This window comes from Streptomyces sp. NPDC047130, assembly GCF_040643475.1.
Lineage (GTDB): Bacteria > Actinomycetota > Actinomycetes > Streptomycetales > Streptomycetaceae > Streptomyces.
On sequence record NZ_JBEYUK010000027.1, the window covers coordinates 73,466 to 91,416 of the forward strand.

General features: G+C 73.5%; 13 protein-coding genes. 10 read left to right on the forward strand and 3 right to left on the reverse strand.

The annotated features are described in order from the left end of the window. Window positions 1-184: 184 nt before the first annotated feature. On the reverse strand, window positions 185-670 hold the full coding sequence (locus ABZ836_RS25590) for a hypothetical protein (protein WP_361145848.1): 486 nt from the start codon (window positions 668-670) through the stop codon (window positions 185-187). A 600-nt stretch (window positions 671-1,270) separates the two neighbouring features. Between ABZ836_RS25590 and ABZ836_RS25595 the strand changes: the two genes are divergently transcribed. Next, window positions 1,271-1,693 carry a ricin-type beta-trefoil lectin domain protein gene (locus tag ABZ836_RS25595; RefSeq protein ID WP_361145851.1) on the forward strand — a complete coding sequence of 141 codons (423 nt, stop codon included), beginning with the start codon at window positions 1,271-1,273 and terminating at the stop codon, window positions 1,691-1,693. Window positions 1,694-2,129: 436 nt separating this feature from the next. On the opposite strand, the gene ABZ836_RS25600 is transcribed toward ABZ836_RS25595, so the two are convergent. Beyond that, window positions 2,130-3,254: a bifunctional DNA primase/polymerase gene (locus ABZ836_RS25600; protein ID WP_361145854.1), complete on the reverse strand. Its 1,125-nt coding sequence runs from the start codon at window positions 3,252-3,254 to the stop codon at window positions 2,130-2,132. A gap of 644 nt (window positions 3,255-3,898) precedes the next feature. Between ABZ836_RS25600 and ABZ836_RS25605 the strand changes: the two genes are divergently transcribed. The 3 genes from ABZ836_RS25605 to ABZ836_RS25615 all read left to right on the forward strand — a co-directional run bounded on the left by ABZ836_RS25605 (window position 3,899) and on the right by ABZ836_RS25615 (window position 7,487). Then, window positions 3,899-5,419 (forward strand): phage/plasmid primase, P4 family, encoded by a 1,521-nt coding sequence (locus tag ABZ836_RS25605; RefSeq protein ID WP_361145857.1) that lies wholly within the window; start codon window positions 3,899-3,901, stop codon window positions 5,417-5,419. Next, on the forward strand, window positions 5,416-5,784 hold the full coding sequence (locus ABZ836_RS25610; protein ID WP_356137361.1) for a DUF6009 family protein: 369 nt from the start codon (window positions 5,416-5,418) through the stop codon (window positions 5,782-5,784). The genes ABZ836_RS25605 and ABZ836_RS25610 overlap by 4 nt, the downstream gene beginning before the upstream one ends. A gap of 143 nt (window positions 5,785-5,927) precedes the next feature. Further along, window positions 5,928-7,487, forward strand: coding sequence for an FAD-dependent monooxygenase (locus ABZ836_RS25615; RefSeq protein WP_356137359.1), 1,560 nt, complete (start codon window positions 5,928-5,930; stop codon window positions 7,485-7,487). Between the two features lie 124 nt (window positions 7,488-7,611). On the opposite strand, the gene ABZ836_RS25620 is transcribed toward ABZ836_RS25615, so the two are convergent. Then, window positions 7,612-8,298: a ScbR family autoregulator-binding transcription factor gene (locus tag ABZ836_RS25620; protein WP_356137357.1), complete on the reverse strand. Its 687-nt coding sequence runs from the start codon at window positions 8,296-8,298 to the stop codon at window positions 7,612-7,614. A 143-nt stretch (window positions 8,299-8,441) separates the two neighbouring features. Between ABZ836_RS25620 and ABZ836_RS25625 the strand changes: the two genes are divergently transcribed. From ABZ836_RS25625 to ABZ836_RS25650, 6 genes are all read left to right on the forward strand, one after another. After that, on the forward strand, window positions 8,442-9,299 hold the full coding sequence (locus tag ABZ836_RS25625; protein WP_356137355.1) for an NAD(P)H-binding protein: 858 nt from the start codon (window positions 8,442-8,444) through the stop codon (window positions 9,297-9,299). A gap of 208 nt (window positions 9,300-9,507) precedes the next feature. Next, on the forward strand, window positions 9,508-10,101 hold the full coding sequence (locus ABZ836_RS25630; RefSeq protein WP_356137353.1) for a ScbR family autoregulator-binding transcription factor: 594 nt from the start codon (window positions 9,508-9,510) through the stop codon (window positions 10,099-10,101). 258 nt (window positions 10,102-10,359) lie between these two features. Continuing rightward, window positions 10,360-11,196 carry an AfsR/SARP family transcriptional regulator gene (locus ABZ836_RS25635; protein WP_356137352.1) on the forward strand — a complete coding sequence of 279 codons (837 nt, stop codon included), beginning with the start codon at window positions 10,360-10,362 and terminating at the stop codon, window positions 11,194-11,196. An 89-nt stretch (window positions 11,197-11,285) separates the two neighbouring features. Continuing rightward, window positions 11,286-14,672 (forward strand): condensation domain-containing protein, encoded by a 3,387-nt coding sequence (locus ABZ836_RS25640; protein ID WP_356137351.1) that lies wholly within the window; start codon window positions 11,286-11,288, stop codon window positions 14,670-14,672. Window positions 14,673-14,941: 269 nt separating this feature from the next. Next, the gene (locus ABZ836_RS25645; protein WP_356137349.1) at window positions 14,942-16,186 is read left to right on the forward strand and encodes a cytochrome P450; all 1,245 of its coding nucleotides are present in this window, start codon (window positions 14,942-14,944) and stop codon (window positions 16,184-16,186) included. Window positions 16,187-16,363: 177 nt separating this feature from the next. Beyond that, window positions 16,364-17,951 (forward strand): beta-ketoacyl synthase N-terminal-like domain-containing protein (locus ABZ836_RS25650; protein WP_361145865.1); only part of this gene is annotated, 1,588 nt, incomplete at its 3' end.

Sequence of the window (17,951 nt, forward strand, 5' to 3'; positions counted from 1 at the left end):
GATCCCCACCGCGTCGTGCCCTCAGGACCGGTCACGCCGGGCGCCGGGGGAGAGGCACGGGCCCAGGCGCTTCATTACCCGGTAATAGCCGACCCCTCTGGGACAGCCGCCGTGCTCCTGGTCGAGCAGCCGGATTCGATCGAGGTCCTGCATCTGCTGGCATTACCGCAGCCGTCGACCGCAGTCAGCCGACCTGCGGGTTGGCGAGGAGGACGACGCGATCGGCCTCGACGTCGAAGCCGATCACCGGGTGGCCCTCGTCGCCCTCCGGGTCCATCAGCACGGGTTTGCCCAGCAGTCGGCCGACCTGCCCGACGAAGTCGCAGAACACATCCAGTCGCTCCTGGCCCTGCAACTCCCGCAGGTCGACGTCGAAGTCGACTTCATCGGCCGCATGGAAGCGGAAGATCGCCAGTACACCCGCAGTCGGCCAGACCCGCAGTTCCGGGCACTCGGCATCCGCCGGGCGGGACAGCACGGCTTCTGCCCGCGGCACTGGAAGCACCGTCCCTCCCTCGGAGTACTGGGACGCCCAGCCCTTCTCCGCAACCAGGTCGAGGACCGCCTGCCAGTCCTCCACCGAGGCATCCGGGACCCGCACGTCCGGCAGCGACCCCATCACGTCCGGGTCGAAGAAGCACTTCGCGTCATCCCACAGCAGATCAGCCACTCCGCCATGCTGCCCCGGCGTACTGCCCCGGCGCACCCCCATTCCCTTGCCCAGAGACGTAGGGGGCACCCCCGCCGCCGCGCAAGGAAACCCCCCGGCAAGGGCCCTCGGTTATTACCCGGTAATGATCCCTGCCTCTGCCCTGGCGGCGGCCGTCGGAGGGGACCCGGTTATTACCCGGTAATGAAGGCGGGCCCCGAAGCCACCGCGCGACGGCCGCTCCCGCACGGGCGGAGGAGAGGCCCCTGCCGGGCCCCGCCTGGACGCGCGGCGACGGGGCGGCCGTGAGGGGATCTCCGCCGCACCCGGGACGGCCAGGGAGATCGGGAGTGACCCGTACTGAGCACTCATTGGACACGGATCGAGCAGCCAAGTGAGCGCGTCCCTGCGGTGTACTACCCGCGTCAGTTGATCGAGGTGTTCGTCCGCGGGCGCACGCCTGTCGAACGGCGTCGCGGGGCGAGAGCGCACTCGGCGGAGTCTGGAACACGGAATCAGGAGTTGGTGGACATGCGAAAGCATCGCGCAGGGTGGGGTCTGCGGAAGGTCACGCAGAGCACGGCGTCTTCGGGCCGTCCCCGAACGCTCGTGATGGCCGCGATGAGTCTCGCGCTCGCCGCTGCGGGCACGGGGATGACGGCCGGAACGGCACACGCCGACGGAGCGTACACCCGGTACGCGAGCATGAACTCGGACAAGTGCCTGGACGGCAACGCGGCCGGCGACGTCTACGCCAGCAACTGTCAGAACTTCAACCCGTGGATGACGTGGGCCCAGCAGTGGGACAGGGGCTGGTGGGTGCACGGCGGCTCGGGGCGCTGCCTGGATTCCGACAGGTACGGCAAGGTCTACACGAGCCCGTGCCAGGTGGGCAACGCGCACCAGCAGTGGCAGCACATGGGGTACAGCGTCTACATGAACAAGGCGACCGGCCTGTGCCTGGCGAACGACATTGGAAGCAGCGTGGTCTACGCCAAGGGCTGCTACATCAACGATCCCAACCAGCGGTGGGAGAGCCAGTAACAACGGGCTGGCCGCTCACCGTGTGAGGCGGCAGCGGAAGACCGTGGGTGAAGACGGTCGGGCCGGCGGATGGCGGCCCGGTGCGTCGCCATGGGTCCTCCGGCCGCGAGCAGGGCGCGTCGGCCTCGCTGCCACCCCTGGGGACACCTGGGTGGCAGCGGGGCCGACGCGCCCCGGGCGGCACCGCTCCACGGGACCCGCATCGGGACCACCCAGGCGGAGCGGCCCCTCGGAGTGCCCTGCGCTCGCGCGCAGGTGTCCCGGCCGGGGGAGGGACCAGGAGCCAGGAGTGCTCGTTCGCTGTGGCTGTGGCTGTGGCTGTGGCTGTGGCTGCGGAGCTTGAGCGGGACCTCGTCCCGGACGGCCGCTCCTCTCCTTCATTACCGGGTAATAATCGGCGCTCCGCCATGACCGGGGGACGGCCGAGGCGGAGGTCTCACCCGTTGAGGTGCAGGGGGCGCCGAGCTCCCGCCGCCATGCCGTTGCGGATAATCTGGGCTGCCCGCCGTCCCTGCCCCGGGCGGGCCAGCTCCGCGGTGCGCAGGAGCGCCTCCTCGGCGGCCTCCTGCGGGACGTGCCCGCCGGCGACCAGGCCGCCCACCGTGAACGCCGCGCGGTTCAGCTTGTCCGTGAAACCGGCGCCCTCGGCGACCGCGCCGCACGCCGCGACCTCGGCGAGGCAGTGCGCCAGCAGGCGTCCCGCCCGGTCGCGGCCACCGCCCGCCTCCACCACGGCCTGCCTCGCCCGGGGCGGCACCGGACGGGGAGCAGGCGGCGGGGGAGTGGGGGAGTGGCCGGTGCGGGCCAACTCGGCGGCCAGCCACGCGGGAAGCGGCGCGGGACGGCGAGCCTCGCCGACCGCGGTGTACGTGCCCGCGCGCGTGGTCGTGCCCGGTGCGATGATGTACCCGCCGTGGGCGCGGACGTCGACCTGCCAGGCCAGGGCACGTCCCGTGGTCGAGCCCGTGGAGCACTGCCAGCGGCGGCCGTCGGACACCTGGTACCAGACGTGCATCCCGCCCGACGGGGTTCTCACGCGGAGGGTCGTCGCGTCCTCGGCCGGGCTGTCCCGGCCCGCGAGCGCGGCGAGGACCGCCAGCGTGTGGAAACCGGTGCGCACGCCGGCCAGGTCCACACGGTCGCTGATGTCGATTCCCGGCAGGACCCGGTCCCGGGACGGCAGTTGCCGCCCCGGGTGGGCGTCGATGTCGATGACGACGAGCTCCGCGGGGCCGCAGGCCACGCCCACGCCGAAGCGCGGGTTGACGGACCACCAGTGCCCTATGCGCTCGGGGTCGAGCGTCGCCGCCCGGAAGCCGTGGCACCAGCGACCGGCCGTCGAGCAGGAGCAGTCGTCGAAGGTGTGGCCAGGGGCACGGCAGGCCTCGCAGTTCGCCGCCGGCGTCTTGTGGCCCGGGGCGAGCGGGAGGACCGGCCAGCCCTGATCGGCGCACCAGCGGGCGAGGGCGACCGGTGCGGGGGCGGGTGTGGGGGCGGGCGCGGGGCCAGGGAAGGCGGCGGTGCTTGAGTCGCTGTCGGAAGAGTGCAGCTCATCAGGCATGCGGGTTCTCCTTGGAGCGACCGAAGCGACCGAAGCGACCTAACCACCGAACGGACGCACACGGTAGTGCGGCACCCCGTCGCACGTGAACACGGAGGAAAGAAAAGGCGAGCGAAAACCGACGGCGCTCCCGGTTCGAGACCAGGGCAGCGACCGACCGTTCTTCGGTCGCTCCCCGCCGCGGGAGAGAATCCGCAGCTCACAGGCTCGGGCCGGACGATCAGCGACTGAAGCGACCGAAGGTTCCTATCTATGACGCACAGGCGCACGCAGGAGGGTGTCGTATACCCTCAGACCGAGTCGCTTCGGTCGCTGATTCTTGAGGACACCCCGTGTGACCTGCGTGTTCGCGGAAGATGAACGGAGCTACCGAACGTCGTCGGCAGCTACGGAAGCCAACCCCTCGCAGCTTTCACAAACCGGACGGTTTTTTTCACAGCTCTACGCCCGGTGATCGAAAGTCGCTAGTGTGTGTGCATCAGTGGGTCGCTTCGGTCGCTGTTGGGGGAACGCATGGCCGATGAGCCGCAGTTTTGGAGCAGGGACCCACGGGGGTCCGGGTATGGTCCGCTGGTCCTGCTCCAGGTGCGACCGCGTCCCCTCCTCGTGACGCAGCGCCCAGCGCTGTGCTTCGGGGGGTATGTGTGACCATCGACCCCGGCGAGGGGCTTTTCGACCCCCGTGCCGTGGCCGCCCAGATCGTGGCGTACGCCAGTACCGCCCACGCCCCAGGGCAAGGGCCGCAGGAGGCTGCGGATCCCGGCCAGGGAACCGAACACGCGACGGCGGCGGGACTGCTCCCCGACACCCTCAGCGATCGCGGCAACGCCAAACTGTTCGTCAAACTCTATGCCAACGACTACCGCCACGTCCCCGGCCTCGGCTGGTACCGGTGGGACTCCACGCGCTGGCAGATCGACGAGGAGGACACGGTGATGTGGGCCGCCGGCGACCTGGCCGAGAACATCGCCACCACCGATCCCCGCGGGGTCTACACCACCCAGGCCCTCCAGCAGCACCGGCGCCGGGCGTTGAGCACCTCCGGCATGAACTCCATGCTCGTGCAGGCGAGATCGGCCCCCGGCATGGTCCTCAACGCGGCGCTGCTGGACGCGGACCCCTACGCCCTGTGCACGCCGGGCGGCATCGTCGACATGCGCACGGGGCGGGTCCGGCCCGCCTCCCCGGAGATGGACTTCCACTCCCGCTCCACCACCGTCAGCCCCCGGCAGATGCCCACGCCCCGCTGGCTCCGGTTCCTCACCGACACCTTCGGCGAGAACACCGAGGGCGAGGAGATGATCGACTTCCTCCATGTCCTGCTGGGTTACTCGATCACGGGAGACGTCGGTGGCCAGGTCATGCCCTTCCTGTTCGGCTCCGGCAAGAACGGCAAGTCCGTACTGCTGGACGTCCTGCTCAAGCTGCTCGGCGACTACGCCGACGCCGCGCCCCCCGGATTCCTGATGGCCCGTCCTTACGAAGGGCATCCGACGGACCTCGCCGAGTTGCACGGCCGCCGGGTCATCGTCTGCTCCGAGGTCAAGCCGGGCGACCGCTTCGACGAGGCACGGGTCAAGCTGCTCACCGGTGGCGACCGGATCAAGGCGAGACGGATGCGGCAGGACTTCTTCAGCTTCGAGCCGACGCACAAGCTGTGGCTGCTGGGCAATCACCGCCCCGAGGTGGGCACGGGCGGATTCGCCTTCTGGCGCCGCATACGCATGATCCCCTTCGAGCGGGTCGTCCCCGACGATCGCAAGATCGACAATCTGGCCGACCTGCTCGTCACCGAGGAGGGACCGGGCATTCTCAACTGGCTGATCGACGGCTCCCGCCGTTACCTGTCCGGCGGCAAGGACCTCACCGGCCCCGAGCGCGTCCGGGTGGCGACCACCGCCTACGCCGAGACCGAGGACCACACGGGCCGGTTCCTCTCCGAAGTGTGCCGCCTGTCACCGGAGTTCAGGGTGGAACAGGCACAGCTCTACCAGCGCTACAAGGGGTGGTGCCAGAATGAGGGCGCCTCTCCCCTTTCGTCCCGGTCCTTCGCCGCGCGGGTCCGCGAGGCGGTGGGGCTCACGTCCCCGAAGGGGATGATCCTGTCCAACCAGCGGAAGTACTACCCGGGCATCGGGCTGCTCGCCCATGAGGAGGACGCATGAGTGCCCTCATCGCAGAGGACGAGATCAGTCACGAAGTCGCCCTCGTGTGGCTGGAGGACGTCGACGGACTCGACTACGTACGGCAGAGCCTGGACCGGCTGCCGACCCGTCGCGGCAAGCCCGCCTACCACCGTGACGGCAGGATGATCGGGTACGCCCAACTCGGTCCCCGGGCACGGCCGTCGCACTCGTCGGGCACCTTCCGCCGCCGGGTCTTCTGGCTGCTGCCGCACGACCGCGACACCGAACCCGACGGCCTGTACGCGACCGGCGCGCCGGCCGAGGCCGTCGACCCGCGCACCCTCGCTCCCGGCGTCAAGGGACGCAAGACCGAACGCTCCAAGGGAGGCGTCGCACCGGCGTGACCTCGCACGTCGGCGCCCCTTCCAGGGCCTCAGGCGCACCCTTGCAAAGAACCGTCTGCCCGGTATATTTTTCGGTCACCGCGTAGATGAGCGAGCTGGGTCGGCGTCGCGTGTGCGCGCCGGCCTTCCGAGGGGGGATCGCCATGCGGGTGCACGTGGTGGTCGTCGGGGGCGGCCCGGTGGGGCTGTTTCTCGCCAGCGAGTTGGCCGGCTACGGGGTGCGCACCCTCGTCGTCGAAGCCGGGACCGAGGTGTCCGAGCGGCCCAGGGCCACCACCCTGCACGCCCGGGCGGTGCAGTGCCTGGTCCGGCGCGGGCACCTCGACGGGCTCGTGCAGTCCGGTGCTGCCGAGGCGGGGGCCGCCCCGACGCAGAGCCCCTTCCACTTCGCGGGGATTCCCGGGCTCGTCGTGTCGGCTCCGGCAGGGGAGCCCGAGCCCATCCTCAAGTGTCCGCAGGACCGACTTGAGCACCTGTTCGAGCAGCGGGCCCGGGCCCTGGGCGCGCGGATCCTGCGCGGGCACCGGGTGACCGGGGTGCGGCAGGGGGCGGGCGGCGTCCGGGTCACCGTCGAAGGGCCGGGCGGCAGGCCCGTGGAGTGCGCGGCCGACTACCTGGTCGGGGCGGACGGTGCGCGGGGCCCGGTGCGCGAGGAGGCCGGCATCGGCTCCAGCACCTATCCGGCGACCGTGTCCGCGCTCGCGGGCGACGTCCGCCTGGTCCAGGCCGACGCCCTGCGGCCGGGATGGCACCGCACGCCCCGCGGCTGGATCATCGTGAAGGACGTCCCCGACGGCACGGTCCGGCTGCGCACCGTCAACTGCTCCGGCCCGCACCGGGAACGCCACCGGCCGCCCTCCCTCGAGGAGTTGCGCCGCGAGGTCGGCTGGATCGCGGGCCGGGACATCGCGATGACCTCGCCCCGGTGGCTGAGCAGGTTCAGCGACTACTCCCGCATCGCGGACTCCTACCGGTCGGGACGGATCCTGCTGGCCGGGGACGCGGCGCACATCCACTTCCCGATCGGCGGCCAAGGCCTCAGCACCGGGTTGCTGGACGCCGTGGGGCTGGGGTGGAAGCTGGCGTACACGGTGCTCGGCCGCGCGGGGGAGGGGCTGCTCGACACGTACGACCAGGAGCGCAGACCCGAGGCGCAGCGCGTCATCGACCACACGCGGGCGCAGCTCGCCCTGATGCGGCCGGATCCGGAACTCGACCCGCTGCGCTCGCTGTTCGTCAGGCTGTTCGCCCAGGGCGGCGCCCAGGCGGGGGAGACCGCCTTCCTCGGATCGATGATCAGCGCGCAGGCCACCGCCTGCCCCGCGCCGACCCCGGACGAGCCCCCGCGCGAGGGGACGTTCCTGCGCAACGTCCTTCTCACGACGGCGAGGAGACGGACCGATGTGATCGGGCTGCTGCGCGCGGGGCGGCCACTGCTGCTGCGCTTCGGCGCGCGGGGCCGGGAGTACGGGGAGCGGGAGGTCGGGCGGCGGCGGTACGGGGTGGTGCGTGTCGTGGACGCCGAGCCCACGCCGGAAGTGCCCTGCGACGCCCTGCTGGTGCGGCCCGACGGCTACATCGCCTGGGCGGCGCCGGGCAGCGAGGGTCTCGCGCCGGCCCTGTCCACCTACTTCGGCGAGGGCGTCGCCGCGGCGCGGGACGAAGGGCCCGAGGCGGCCGGGCGGGTGCGCCTCGCCGGCTGACCGCCCCGCCCTGTCCGTCCGCCCCGCTCGGCCCGTTCCCCCGCCCGGCCCTTCCTCGTCGGCCCGGCCCGGCTCGTCAGTCCTGCCCGGCCGGTCAGCTGTACCGGGCCCGCGGCGGGCGGCGTCAGTTGTGCCTGACCCCTTGGCCGACCGTTGCCGTGTGCTCCCCGGTCGCCGGCCTCCGCAGCTCGTCGGCGATCGTCCCGCCCCGGGCCTCGGAGAAGTCGACGGAGGCGAGCAGCGAGGGCACGGCCACGCTGGGCAGGACGTGCCGCAGCAGGTGGGAGGCCCGGCGCAACAGGTCCTGGTAGTCGCACATGGCCTGCGACATGGCCTGGACCCCGGCGAAGGCGCCCACCAGGGTGTCCGCGGTCTCGCCGGGGTGGACGTTCGGCAGCAACTCGCCCTGCGCCTGGGCCTTCTCGAGCAGGTCCCGGATTATCTCGCCCCAGCGGACGAAGGGGCCGCTCCGGTCGAGGCCGTGGGCCTGCTGGTCGAGCGAGAGCCGGACGCCCGCCCTGACCATCGGGTCGGTCTGTAGACGGTAGGCGTGCAGCATGACCGTGTCGACGAGCTGCTGGACCTTGCAGGCGCGCTCGGGAACGGGCAGCCACTGGTCCTGCTCGTGCAGGACGCCCTGGGCCAGGTGCTCCTTCGACGGGAAGTGGAAGTACAACGCTCCCTTGGTCACACCGGCCGTGGTGAGGATCTCGCTGATGGTGGCGGCCTGGTAGCCACGGTCCTCGAAGACCTTGGCCGCCGCCGAGAGGATGGTCCGGCGGGTCTGGATGGCCCGTTCCTGCTTCACCATGTCGTCGGCCTCCTTCGGTCGCTGATCAGAGAGGGCCGAACAAAAAACCGCCCAGTTCGTATCTTACAAGCTGCCGATCGTGGTCCGCGGTCTGCCTGTGAGCCAAAACCAGCATGCGTGTTACCCCCTAGAAAGGAACTCCCGTGATTCTTGTGACCGGTGCGACGGGCACCGTGGGGAGGGAGGTCGTCCGGTCTCTTTCCGCCGTGCCGGGGACCGCGCTCGCAGTGCGGGTCATGACGCGTGACCCCGCACGCCTGCCGGCGGAGTGCCGCACGGCTCGGGCGGTGACCGCCGACTACCGCGATCCGGCGTCGCTGGCGTCGGCGCTGGCGGGGGTGCGGACGGCGTTCCTGGTCACCACGGTCGTCGGCGGCGACCACGACGCGGCGTTCCTCCGCGCGGCGCGGTCCGCCGGCGTCCGGCGGGTGGTGAAACTCTCCGCCGCCGCCGTCCTCGACCCGGAGGCCGACGACGCCGTCACCCGGTGGCAGCGGGCCTCCGAGGAGCTGCTGCGCGGGTCCGGCCTGGAGTGGACGCTGCTGCGACCGCGCTCGTTCATGTCCAACACGCTGTCCTGGGCGGCCTCCGTACGGGCGGAACGCGTGGTGAGGACGTTGTACGGGTTTTCGGCCAACGCGTGCGTGGACCCCCGGGACGTCGCGGAGGTCGCCGCGCGTGCGCTGACCGGGGACGAGCACGCGGGGCGGTCCTACCGCCTGACCGGACCGTCCGCGCTCAGTGCCGCCGAGCAGACCGAGCAGCTCGGGCGGATCCTGGGGGTCCCGCTCCGACTGGAGGAGCTGACCCGGGAGGAGGCCCGCGCCGCATGGGCCCGGCGCCACCCGGCCGAGGTCGTCGAGGCACTCCTGGCGAGCGCGGCCCGTCAACGGGCGGGCGCCAAGTCCCAGGTCGACGACACGATCGGCAGGGTGACGGGACGCCCGGCGAGGTCCTTCGAGGAGTGGGCCCGGGACCACCGCGGGGCCTTCGCGGCGTGACCCCGCGGGGGAGGGCGACACGCCCCGCGGCACCGACCGCCACCCCCCGTCGAGGACGAGACCACCCGGCCCTATAAACCGCACGCGCGGTTTGTTATTCTCTGCCCCAGGGACCTGAGGCATGCCTCCGGCCCGCCTCCCCGAGCTGCCCCTGCCCCGGAAGGCCTGAGATGGACGACGAGTGCCGCGGTGTGTCAGGAGGCATGTGATGGTGAAGCAGGAGAGGGCCGCCCGTACGCGTCGGGCGCTGTTGCGCGCCGCTTCCGAGGTGTTCGCCGAGCAGGGGTACGCGAGTGCCTCGATCTCCGCGATCAGCCTGCGCGCGGGCGTCAGCAACGGGGCGCTGCACTTCCACTTCGCCAGCAAGCTCGCGCTGGCCGAGGCCGTCCGGCAGGAGGCGACGGCCGCCGTGCGGCGGACGACCGAGGCCGCCGAGGCCGCCGGCCCCCTCCTGGGTGTGGTCGACGCCATGCGGGCACTGGTGGGACGGCTCTCCGAGGACGTCGTGGTCCGGGCCGGTTTCGCGCTGAGCGGCGGGCCGGAGCTGCGGGGGGAGGGCGCCGCCGGCGCCGACCCCCGCCGGGAGTGGCAGGTGTGGGTCGAGCGCATGCTGGACCGGGCCGCGGAGGCGGAACTGCTCGCGGCCGGTGTGTCGGCGCGGGGGGCCGCCGAGGCCGTCGTGGCGGCGACGGTGGGGTTCGAGGTGCTCGGCGGCCGGGACGGCTCCTGGCTCGACGACGGAACGGTCACCAGGTTCTGGGACCTGATGCTGCCGCCCCTGAGTGCCGGTGCCAAGGGCTGAACGGCTCGCCCCGACAAGAGACCGCACGGGCTGTTTTTCAGCCCGGTTGCCGACTGCCCGGCGCCCGCACAAGGTCGATCGTTGCCCCTTTTGCCAGATATTGCCCGCTCGACCGTCGGCGGAGTCGCGGGAAAAGCCCTTCCGAAGCCCTCTCGACGCGTTGACAAACCGTCCGTGCTGTTTTTTACTCGGATCATCACAGCATCGGGCTGACGCAAGCCCGCGGACTGCCGACTCGTGCGGCGTGGGGGAGAAGTCTTGGACATCTCGGTACTGGGCGGGGTGACCGTCCGGGAGAACGGGGTCTCGATCACGCCGACGGCCCCCAAGCCGCGGCAAGTGCTCGTCCTGCTCGCCCTCAACGCCGACCAGGTCGTCTACGTCTCCTCGCTGACCGAGGAACTGTGGGGGACGAAGCAGCCGCGCAGCGCCCGTGCCACCCTGCAGACGTACGTGCTGCAGCTGCGGGAGATGATCGACGCGGCCCTCGCGCTCGACGACGGCGGCGCACCGCCGCGCACCGCCAAGGACGTGCTGGTCACCGTGCCCGGCGGCTACCTGCTGAACACCTCGGGCGGGACCAGCGACGTCCGCGAGTTCGAGCGCCTGGCCGGTATGGGACACCGGGCCATGGACGCCGGAGATCTGGCGGGTGCCGCCCGGCAGCTGCGCGAGGCGCTGGCGATGTGGAGGGGGGACGCGCTCGTCGACGTGCGGGCCGGAACCCACCTGTCGGCCGAGGTCCGCCGCCTGGAGGAGATCCGGCTCTGTGCGCTGGACCAGCGCATCGAGGCCGATCTGCGGCTGGGCCGCCACCGGGAGATCATCGGTGAACTCTCCGTCCTGGTCAGCCGCCACCACACCCACGAGACGCTGCACGGGCAGTTCATGATGGCGCTGCACCGCTCGGGCCGGCGCACCGAGGCGCTGGAGGTCTACCAGCGCCTGCGCCGAGCCCTGGTCCGCGAGTTCGGTCTCGAACCGTCCGCCGGGCTGCGCCGGCTGCAGCGCTCGATCCTGATGAGCTCCTCCGAACTCCCCCCGGCGCGTTCCGCGCTCGCCACCCCTGGGGAGCAGGCGACCCGGACCGGCTGACCGCCGCCGGCCCGGAGGACGCGAGGAGAGCAAGGGGAGCACCACCACAGGGGAGAGGAGGCAGGGGCCGCGACCGCCCCGACACCGCGATGAGCGAAGAACGGGACGCGGGCCTCCGGGACGCCGGACTCGGCGGCTCGTCCCTGGGCGGCCCCTCCCTCGGCGAACCGTCCCACGGCGCGGCTCCGCCCGAGACGGCGACGACCGTGGTCGTCGACCCCGGTCAACTGCCGCACGGCCCGCCCGTGCTGGAGGTGCGCGGACCGCTGAGCGCGGGGCGGGTGGCGGCGGTGCTCGAGCGTGCCGGCGCCGGCCGACCGGGCGAGGGGCCCGCGGGCCGGCGCTGGGAACACCGGCTGGAGCGGCTGGGAACCGACCACCACCTGCTGCACGTCGCGGGACCCGCCGACGCGGACGCCTTCCCCGCCGGGCTGGTCGCGGACCTGCTCACCTCCCCCGACCGGCCCGGCGTGCCGCTCGCGCCTGCCCAGCTCGACCTGCTGCGGAACCAGGAGGCCCCGGCCCGGACGCACCCGATCGTGCTGGTCGACGCGGCGGAACCCCTGACCCGCGCCCAGGTCGACAGTGCCCTGCGCGCGCTCGTACGCGCCCACCCGCTGCTCGCCGCACGGGTCGGCACGTCCCCCGCCGGCCCGGACCACGGGGGCACGGCCCCCGCGGCCGCGGCGCCGGACGGGACCCTGTGCGGCGTCGCCGACGTCGGCCGGGCACGCGAGGCGGCGGCCGTCGCCGACGTCGCCCGCGGGCTCGACCCGTCGGTCGGCCGCACCCTGGGCGCCGTCCTCCTGCGCAAGCGGCGCCGGCTCGCCGTGGTCGTCCACGAACTCGTCGCCGACGCCCGCTCGGCCGGCGTCCTGAGGGCCCGCCTGGAAGCCCTGCTGACGGAAGGTGAGGAGGACCTCGCCGCGGAGGAGGGCGTGCGGTACGCGGACTGGGTGGCCTCGCTGCCCGCCCTGGCCGCCGACCCGACCGCCACCGACCGCTGGCGGACCGTCGCGGAGGACCGCGCGACGGCCACCGCGTTCCGCTCCCGCCACCCCCTCCCGGACCACGCCCCCACCCGGCACCCCGGCTTCCGGCTGGGCAAGGCGGCCACCACGCGCCTCACCGGCGTCCTGGCCGGCCGGCTCGGGCTCACCCCGGCCCAACTGCTCACCGGAGCCGTCGGCATGGCCCTGGCCCGGTGGCGCGGCACCGGATACGCGTCCTTCGACGTCCACACCGACGGCCGTCAGGACAGCCCGGCCCTCGCCCGGACCGTCGGGCCGCTCGCCGAGACCGAACCCGTCGTCCTCATGGCCGCCGCCGGCCCCGACGGGGACGCCGGGAACGCCGTCGAGCGGATCGCCCGGCGTCTGGCCGCCGTCGGAAGCGGCTCGTACGGCGCGTGCCGGGAGTACGCGGCCGATCCGGCCCTCCGGCTGGTGCTGCGCGAACCCGTGCCCGTGCTGGCGCGGTTCGTCCCCGACGCCGCCGGTTCGCCCGGCCCGCGGCCCGTCGTGCCGTACGCCCTCGACCTCACCGCCCGGACGGCCTCCGACGGGCGGCTGCGCTTCGGGCTGGAGTGGCTGCCGGCCCCCCGGGACGGCATCACCGCGGAGTCCGCGGACCGCCTCCTCGCCGTGCTGCGCGACGTCCTGGAGGAGCTGGCGCGCGACGCCCACGGCGCACCGGCGGTGACCGCACGGGACGTCCCGCGGCTCACCGTGGCGGCGAGCCCGCTGCAACGGGAGATCCTCGCCGACGCCGACGCCCACCCCGGCACCGGTCGCCAGATCGAGCAGCTCAGCTGGACCTGGCACGGCCCGCTGGACACCGGGCGGTTCACCGCGGCCTGGCAGTCGGTCTTCGACCAGGAAGCCGTGCTCAGGTCGTCCTTCGCGGCCGGCCCCGACCCCCGCGTCGTCGTCCACGACCGCGTCGTGTCCGAGGTGGTACGGCTGTCCTACGCGAAGGCGTCCTGGGCCGACGTCCTCGTCGGCGACCGCCGGCGCGGCCTCGACCCGCGCTCCCCGGGGCCGTTGCGGGTCACGCTGTTCGACAACCCCCAGCACATCGGCCCGGACGGCGTGCCCCTCACCGCGCCGGCCACCCGCGTCCTGCTCACCTACCACCACGCGCTGCTCGACACCTGGAGCGTGCGCCTGCTCCTGGAGGAGTTCTACCGGGCGTACGTGGCGGGCGGCACGCTGCCCGGCGGCGACCGGCGACCCGACCAGCGCGACCACGCGCACTGGCTCGCCGGCCAGGACCTGACCGCGGCACGGGACTTCTGGCTGCGCGCCGTACCCCCGCGGGGCGCCGAGGCCCTCGCCGTCGTCGCGCCCCCCGGCCCGGCGGCCCCGCCCGGGACCGGCCGGGCCGTGCTGCGGCTCACCGCCGCCGAGGCCACCCGCCTGCGGGCGTGGGCGGCCCGCTGGGGCGCCACGGAGAGCGGGGCGCTCCAGGTCGCGTGGGCGCTGCTGCTGTACCGGGCGGCAGGGGCCGCGGGGCCGACGCCGGTACGGTTCAGCGTCGCCGTCTCGGGCCGGGGGATCCCCCTCGACGGTGTGGAACGGCTCCCGGGCGCCCTGCGCAACCCGCTGCCCGTGTCCGTCGAGGTCGACCCGGCCGCCACCGTGCCCGACCTCCTGGTCCGGCTGCGCGACCGGGCGCTCGACCTGGCGGCGTACGAATGGGTGTCCGCGGGCCAGATCCGCTCCTGGACGGCCCCCGACGACGGCCCCGACCGGCACGCGGCCCGCCCGCCCCGCGCCTACGACACGCTGCTCGTCTTCGAGACCCGGCTCCGGCCGCACGAGGGCGTGGAGCCCTCGCTCGCCGCGCTCGGCGTCCGTGTGGGGAGCCCCGAGAGGACGGGCGCCGCGACCTCGTTCCCGGTCACGTTCGTCTCGCACCACGACGAGGGCGGCGGCCTGGTCCTGGCCGTCGAGCACGACCGCGCCCGGCTCCCGGACGCGACCGGCCTGCTGGCGCACTGCGCCCGCCTGCTCCGCGAGCTGCCCCACCGGGCCGACGACGTCACGACCGTCGCGGGCTTCCTCGACGCCGTGCCCCGCGCGGCGCGGCCCGAGACCGCGTTCGCCACGCTCCGGCCCGGCACCGGCGGGGTCGTCTGCCTGGCGCCCTCGCCGGACGCGCCGCCCTCCTGGTACTCCCGGGTGGCCCGGTCCTACCCGGGCCCCGACGCGCTGATCCTGCTGCACCCGGCCCCCGACGGCGTCCGCGCCTGGTACGAGGCGCTGCGGCCGGTGGTGACGGAGGGCCGGCTGTCGGCGCTGGGCGCCTTCTCCGGCGGGGGAGCGGGGGCCTACGAACTGGCCAGGCTGGCCGCGGACGACGGCGTCCGCCCTCCGGCGGTCGTCCTCGCCGGAGGGAGCGGGAGCGACGACTCGGTCCGCGAGTTCGCGCGGTTCCTGGACCTCGCGGCGGCCCGGCACGCGGGCGGGCCCTGAGCCCCGCCCGGACAACAGGCCCGGACAGCCGGCCCTGGACGCCGGTGCCGGACAGCCGGTGCTGGACAGCCGGTCCCGGACAGCCGGCCCCGGACGCTGCCGGTCCTCCCCGCGCCCGTGCGGCCGTCGCCCGGGGCCCCTACCTCCGCCCCGCCCACCAGGTCTCCCGCGGTGCGCCCGGCGGACGTAGGGGTTGAGGCTAGGGGTGCGTCTCCCCGTAGCGTGACGGACGGGGCAGACGGACTGCCCCATGCGCGGTGGGGTGACGGATGTCGGAACTCGAGGCGGAGCGCAGAGCGCGATACCAGGCGACCGTGGTGCAGGACTACCTGCGCAGAACGGCCGAGGAGGGCGACCCGTACGCCGCCGTGCTGCTGGTCCCCGACGATCCCTATCCGCTCTACGAGCGGCTTCGCGCGCGCGGGCCCCTGCACCGCAGCGCGGTGGGCGCCTGGGCGACCGCCAGCCACCGGGTCGCCAACCAGATCCTGCGGGACCGGCGCTTCGGCGTCCGCACCGCGGAAGGCGACAAGCCGCCCGAGTTCATGCCGTTCGACAACTCCATGCTCGGACTCGACCCGCCCGACCACACCCGCCTGCGCCGGCTCGCCACGCCCTCGCTCAACCCCCGCCGGCTCGCCCACTGGCAGCCGCAGGTCGAGCGGTTCACCGACGAGCTCATCGACGAGATGCTCGCGGGCCGCGACCAGGTCAACTTCATGCGGGCCTTCGCCCAGCAGCTCCCGCTGCGGGTGATCGGCGACCTGGTCGGCATACCGCCCCGCCACCGGCAGTTGTTCTTCCGGCTCAGCCGCCGCATGGCCTACCTGCTCGACGGCGTCGCCACCGTCCAGGCCGCTCGCGGAGCGGCCGCCGCCATCGCGGAGATGACGGTGATGTTCCACGACATCATCGCCGAACGGAAGGCCGACCCCCGCGAGGACCTGATCAGCGACCTGCTCCCCGCGGTCGAGGACGGGCGGATGACCATGGACGAGATGGTCCCCCTGTGCATGTTCCTCCCGCTGGCCGGCACCGAGACCACCGTCAACCTGATCGGCAACGGACTGCTCGCCCTGCTCGAGCACCCCGAGCAGTGGGACATGCTGGTCGCCGACCCGACGCTCGCGCCCGCCGTCGTCCGCGAGACCCTGCGCCACGACCCGCCGGTGCAGCAGTACCGCAGGATCGCGCACACCGACGTCGAGCTCGAGGGCCTGACGATCGCCGCCGGCGAGGAGGTGGCGATCTGCGCGGGAGGCACCAACCGCGACCCCGAGGTCTATCCCGACCCCGGACGGTTCGACATCACCCGGAACCCCGGGCCGGAGAACCTGGCCTTCTCGGCGGGCATCCACTTCTGCCTCGGAGCCGCCCTGGCCCGCATGGAGGCGGAGACCGCCCTGGCCGCGCTCGCCGCCCGGGCGCCGGGCATCCACCGCGCCGGCCCGGTGCGCAGACGCGGCTCCTTCATCATCCGCGGCATGCTCCAGTTCCCCGTCGCCCTGCGCTGAGCCCCCGGCCGCGGCGGCCCGCGCCCCCCGGATAAGGGGTCGTCGCGCCAGGTAGGGGTTGCCCGCCCTCTCCGGCCGTCCATAGCGTCGCGGACGCGGATGTCCCGAAAACGGACCCGCGGCATGACGGCCCCGGGTGGACCGTGGCCGAGCGGCAGCCTGGGAGGTACCGGGAACATGGCAGAAGACGAGACGCTCCGGGACTACCTCAAGCTGGTCACGCTCGACCTGCGCCGGACCAAGCAGAAACTGCGCGACCAGGAGGCCGCGGCCCAGGAGCCGATAGCCATCATCGGCATGAGCTGCCACTACCCGGGCGGCATCGGGACGCCCGAGGACCTGTGGCGGCTGGTGGCCGAAGGACGCGACGCGATCTCCGGCTTCCCCACGGACCGCGGATGGGACCTCACCCGACTCTTCGACGGCGACCCGGACGGCGAGGGCCACAGCTACGCCCGCGAGGGCGGCTTCGTCCACGACGCCACCGAGTTCGACGCCGACTTCTTCGGCGTCTCCCCGCGCGAGGCCCTCGCCATGGACCCGCAGCAGCGCCTGCTGCTCCGGGCGGCCTGGGAGGCGTTCGAGCACGCCGGGATCGACCCCCAGTCGGTCCGCGGCACCCGCACCGGCGTGTTCGCGGGCAGCAACGACCAGAGCTACCTCAGCCTGCTGGCGGGCGAACCCGGCACCGCCGGGCACCTGTTGACCGGCGGCGCGACCGCCGTGATCTCCGGCCGGGTCGCCTACACCCTCGGTCTGGAAGGGCCCGCGGTGACCGTCGACACGGCGTGCTCGTCGTCGCTGGTCGCCCTGCACCTGGCCTGCCAGTCGCTGCGCAGCGGCGAGAGCAGCCTCGCACTGGCCGGCGGTGTCACCGTCATGGCCACCCCCGGCGTCTTCACCGAGTTCAGCCGGCAGCGCGGGCTGGCCGCCGACGGCCGCTGCAAGTCCTTCGCGGACGCCGCCGACGGCACCGGCTGGTCCGAGGGCGTCGGCGTGCTCCTGGTCGAGCGGCTCTCGGACGCCGTCCGCAACGGCCACGAGGTCCTCGCCGTGGTCCGGGGCTCGGCCGTCAACCAGGACGGCGCGTCCAACGGCCTCACCGCCCCCAACGGCCCCTCCCAGCAGCGGGTCATCCTCCAGGCACTCGTCGGCGCCCGCCTCTCCCCGTCCGACGTGGACGTCGTCGAGGCGCACGGGACCGGCACGCGGCTCGGCGACCCGATCGAGGCGCAGGCCCTGCTCGCCGCCTACGGCCAGGACCGGCCCGAGGGACGACCGATGCTGCTCGGTTCGGTCAAGTCCAACCTCGGACACGCGCAGGCCGCCGCGGGCGTCGCCGGCGTGATCAAGATGGTGCAGGCGCTGAGGAACGAGCGGCTGCCCCGCACCCTGCACGTGGACGAGCCCACCTCCCAGGTGGACTGGTCGTCGGGCGCGGTGGAGCTGCTGACCGAGGCGCGGGACTGGCCCCGCGGCGAGCGACCGCGCCGGGCGGGCGTCTCCTCCTTCGGCGTCAGCGGCACCAACGTCCACACCATCATCGAGGAAGCGCCCGAGAGCTCCGCCGCCCAGGAGACGACCGGGGAAGCCGCAGCCGGCCCGGTGGCCTGGCAGCTGTCGGGCCGTTCGGCCGCCGCGTTGCGGCGGCAGGCGGAGCGGCTGCTGTTGGTGGCCGGGGAGGCGGAGCCGTCGGACGTGGCGTTCTCGCTGGCGACGGGGCGTGCGGCGCTGGAGCACCGGGCGGTCGTGGTCGGTGGTGACC

What these genes read in the sequence shown, in the direction of transcription:
- ABZ836_RS25595 (WP_361145851.1), top strand. Translation starts at nt 1,271, where the DNA reads ATGAGTCTCGCGCTCGCCGCTGCGGGCACGGGGATGACGGCCGGAACG.
- ABZ836_RS25600 (WP_361145854.1), bottom strand. Translation starts at nt 3,254, where the DNA reads ATGCCTGATGAGCTGCACTCTTCCGACAGCGACTCAAGCACCGCCGCC.
- ABZ836_RS25610 (WP_356137361.1), top strand. Translation starts at nt 5,416, where the DNA reads ATGAGTGCCCTCATCGCAGAGGACGAGATCAGTCACGAAGTCGCCCTC.
- ABZ836_RS25615 (WP_356137359.1), top strand. Translation starts at nt 5,928, where the DNA reads ATGCGGGTGCACGTGGTGGTCGTCGGGGGCGGCCCGGTGGGGCTGTTT.
- ABZ836_RS25620 (WP_356137357.1), bottom strand. Translation starts at nt 8,298, where the DNA reads ATGGTGAAGCAGGAACGGGCCATCCAGACCCGCCGGACCATCCTCTCG.
- ABZ836_RS25630 (WP_356137353.1), top strand. Translation starts at nt 9,508, where the DNA reads ATGGTGAAGCAGGAGAGGGCCGCCCGTACGCGTCGGGCGCTGTTGCGC.
- ABZ836_RS25640 (WP_356137351.1), top strand. Translation starts at nt 11,286, where the DNA reads ATGAGCGAAGAACGGGACGCGGGCCTCCGGGACGCCGGACTCGGCGGC.
- ABZ836_RS25645 (WP_356137349.1), top strand. Translation starts at nt 14,942, where the DNA reads ATGTCGGAACTCGAGGCGGAGCGCAGAGCGCGATACCAGGCGACCGTG.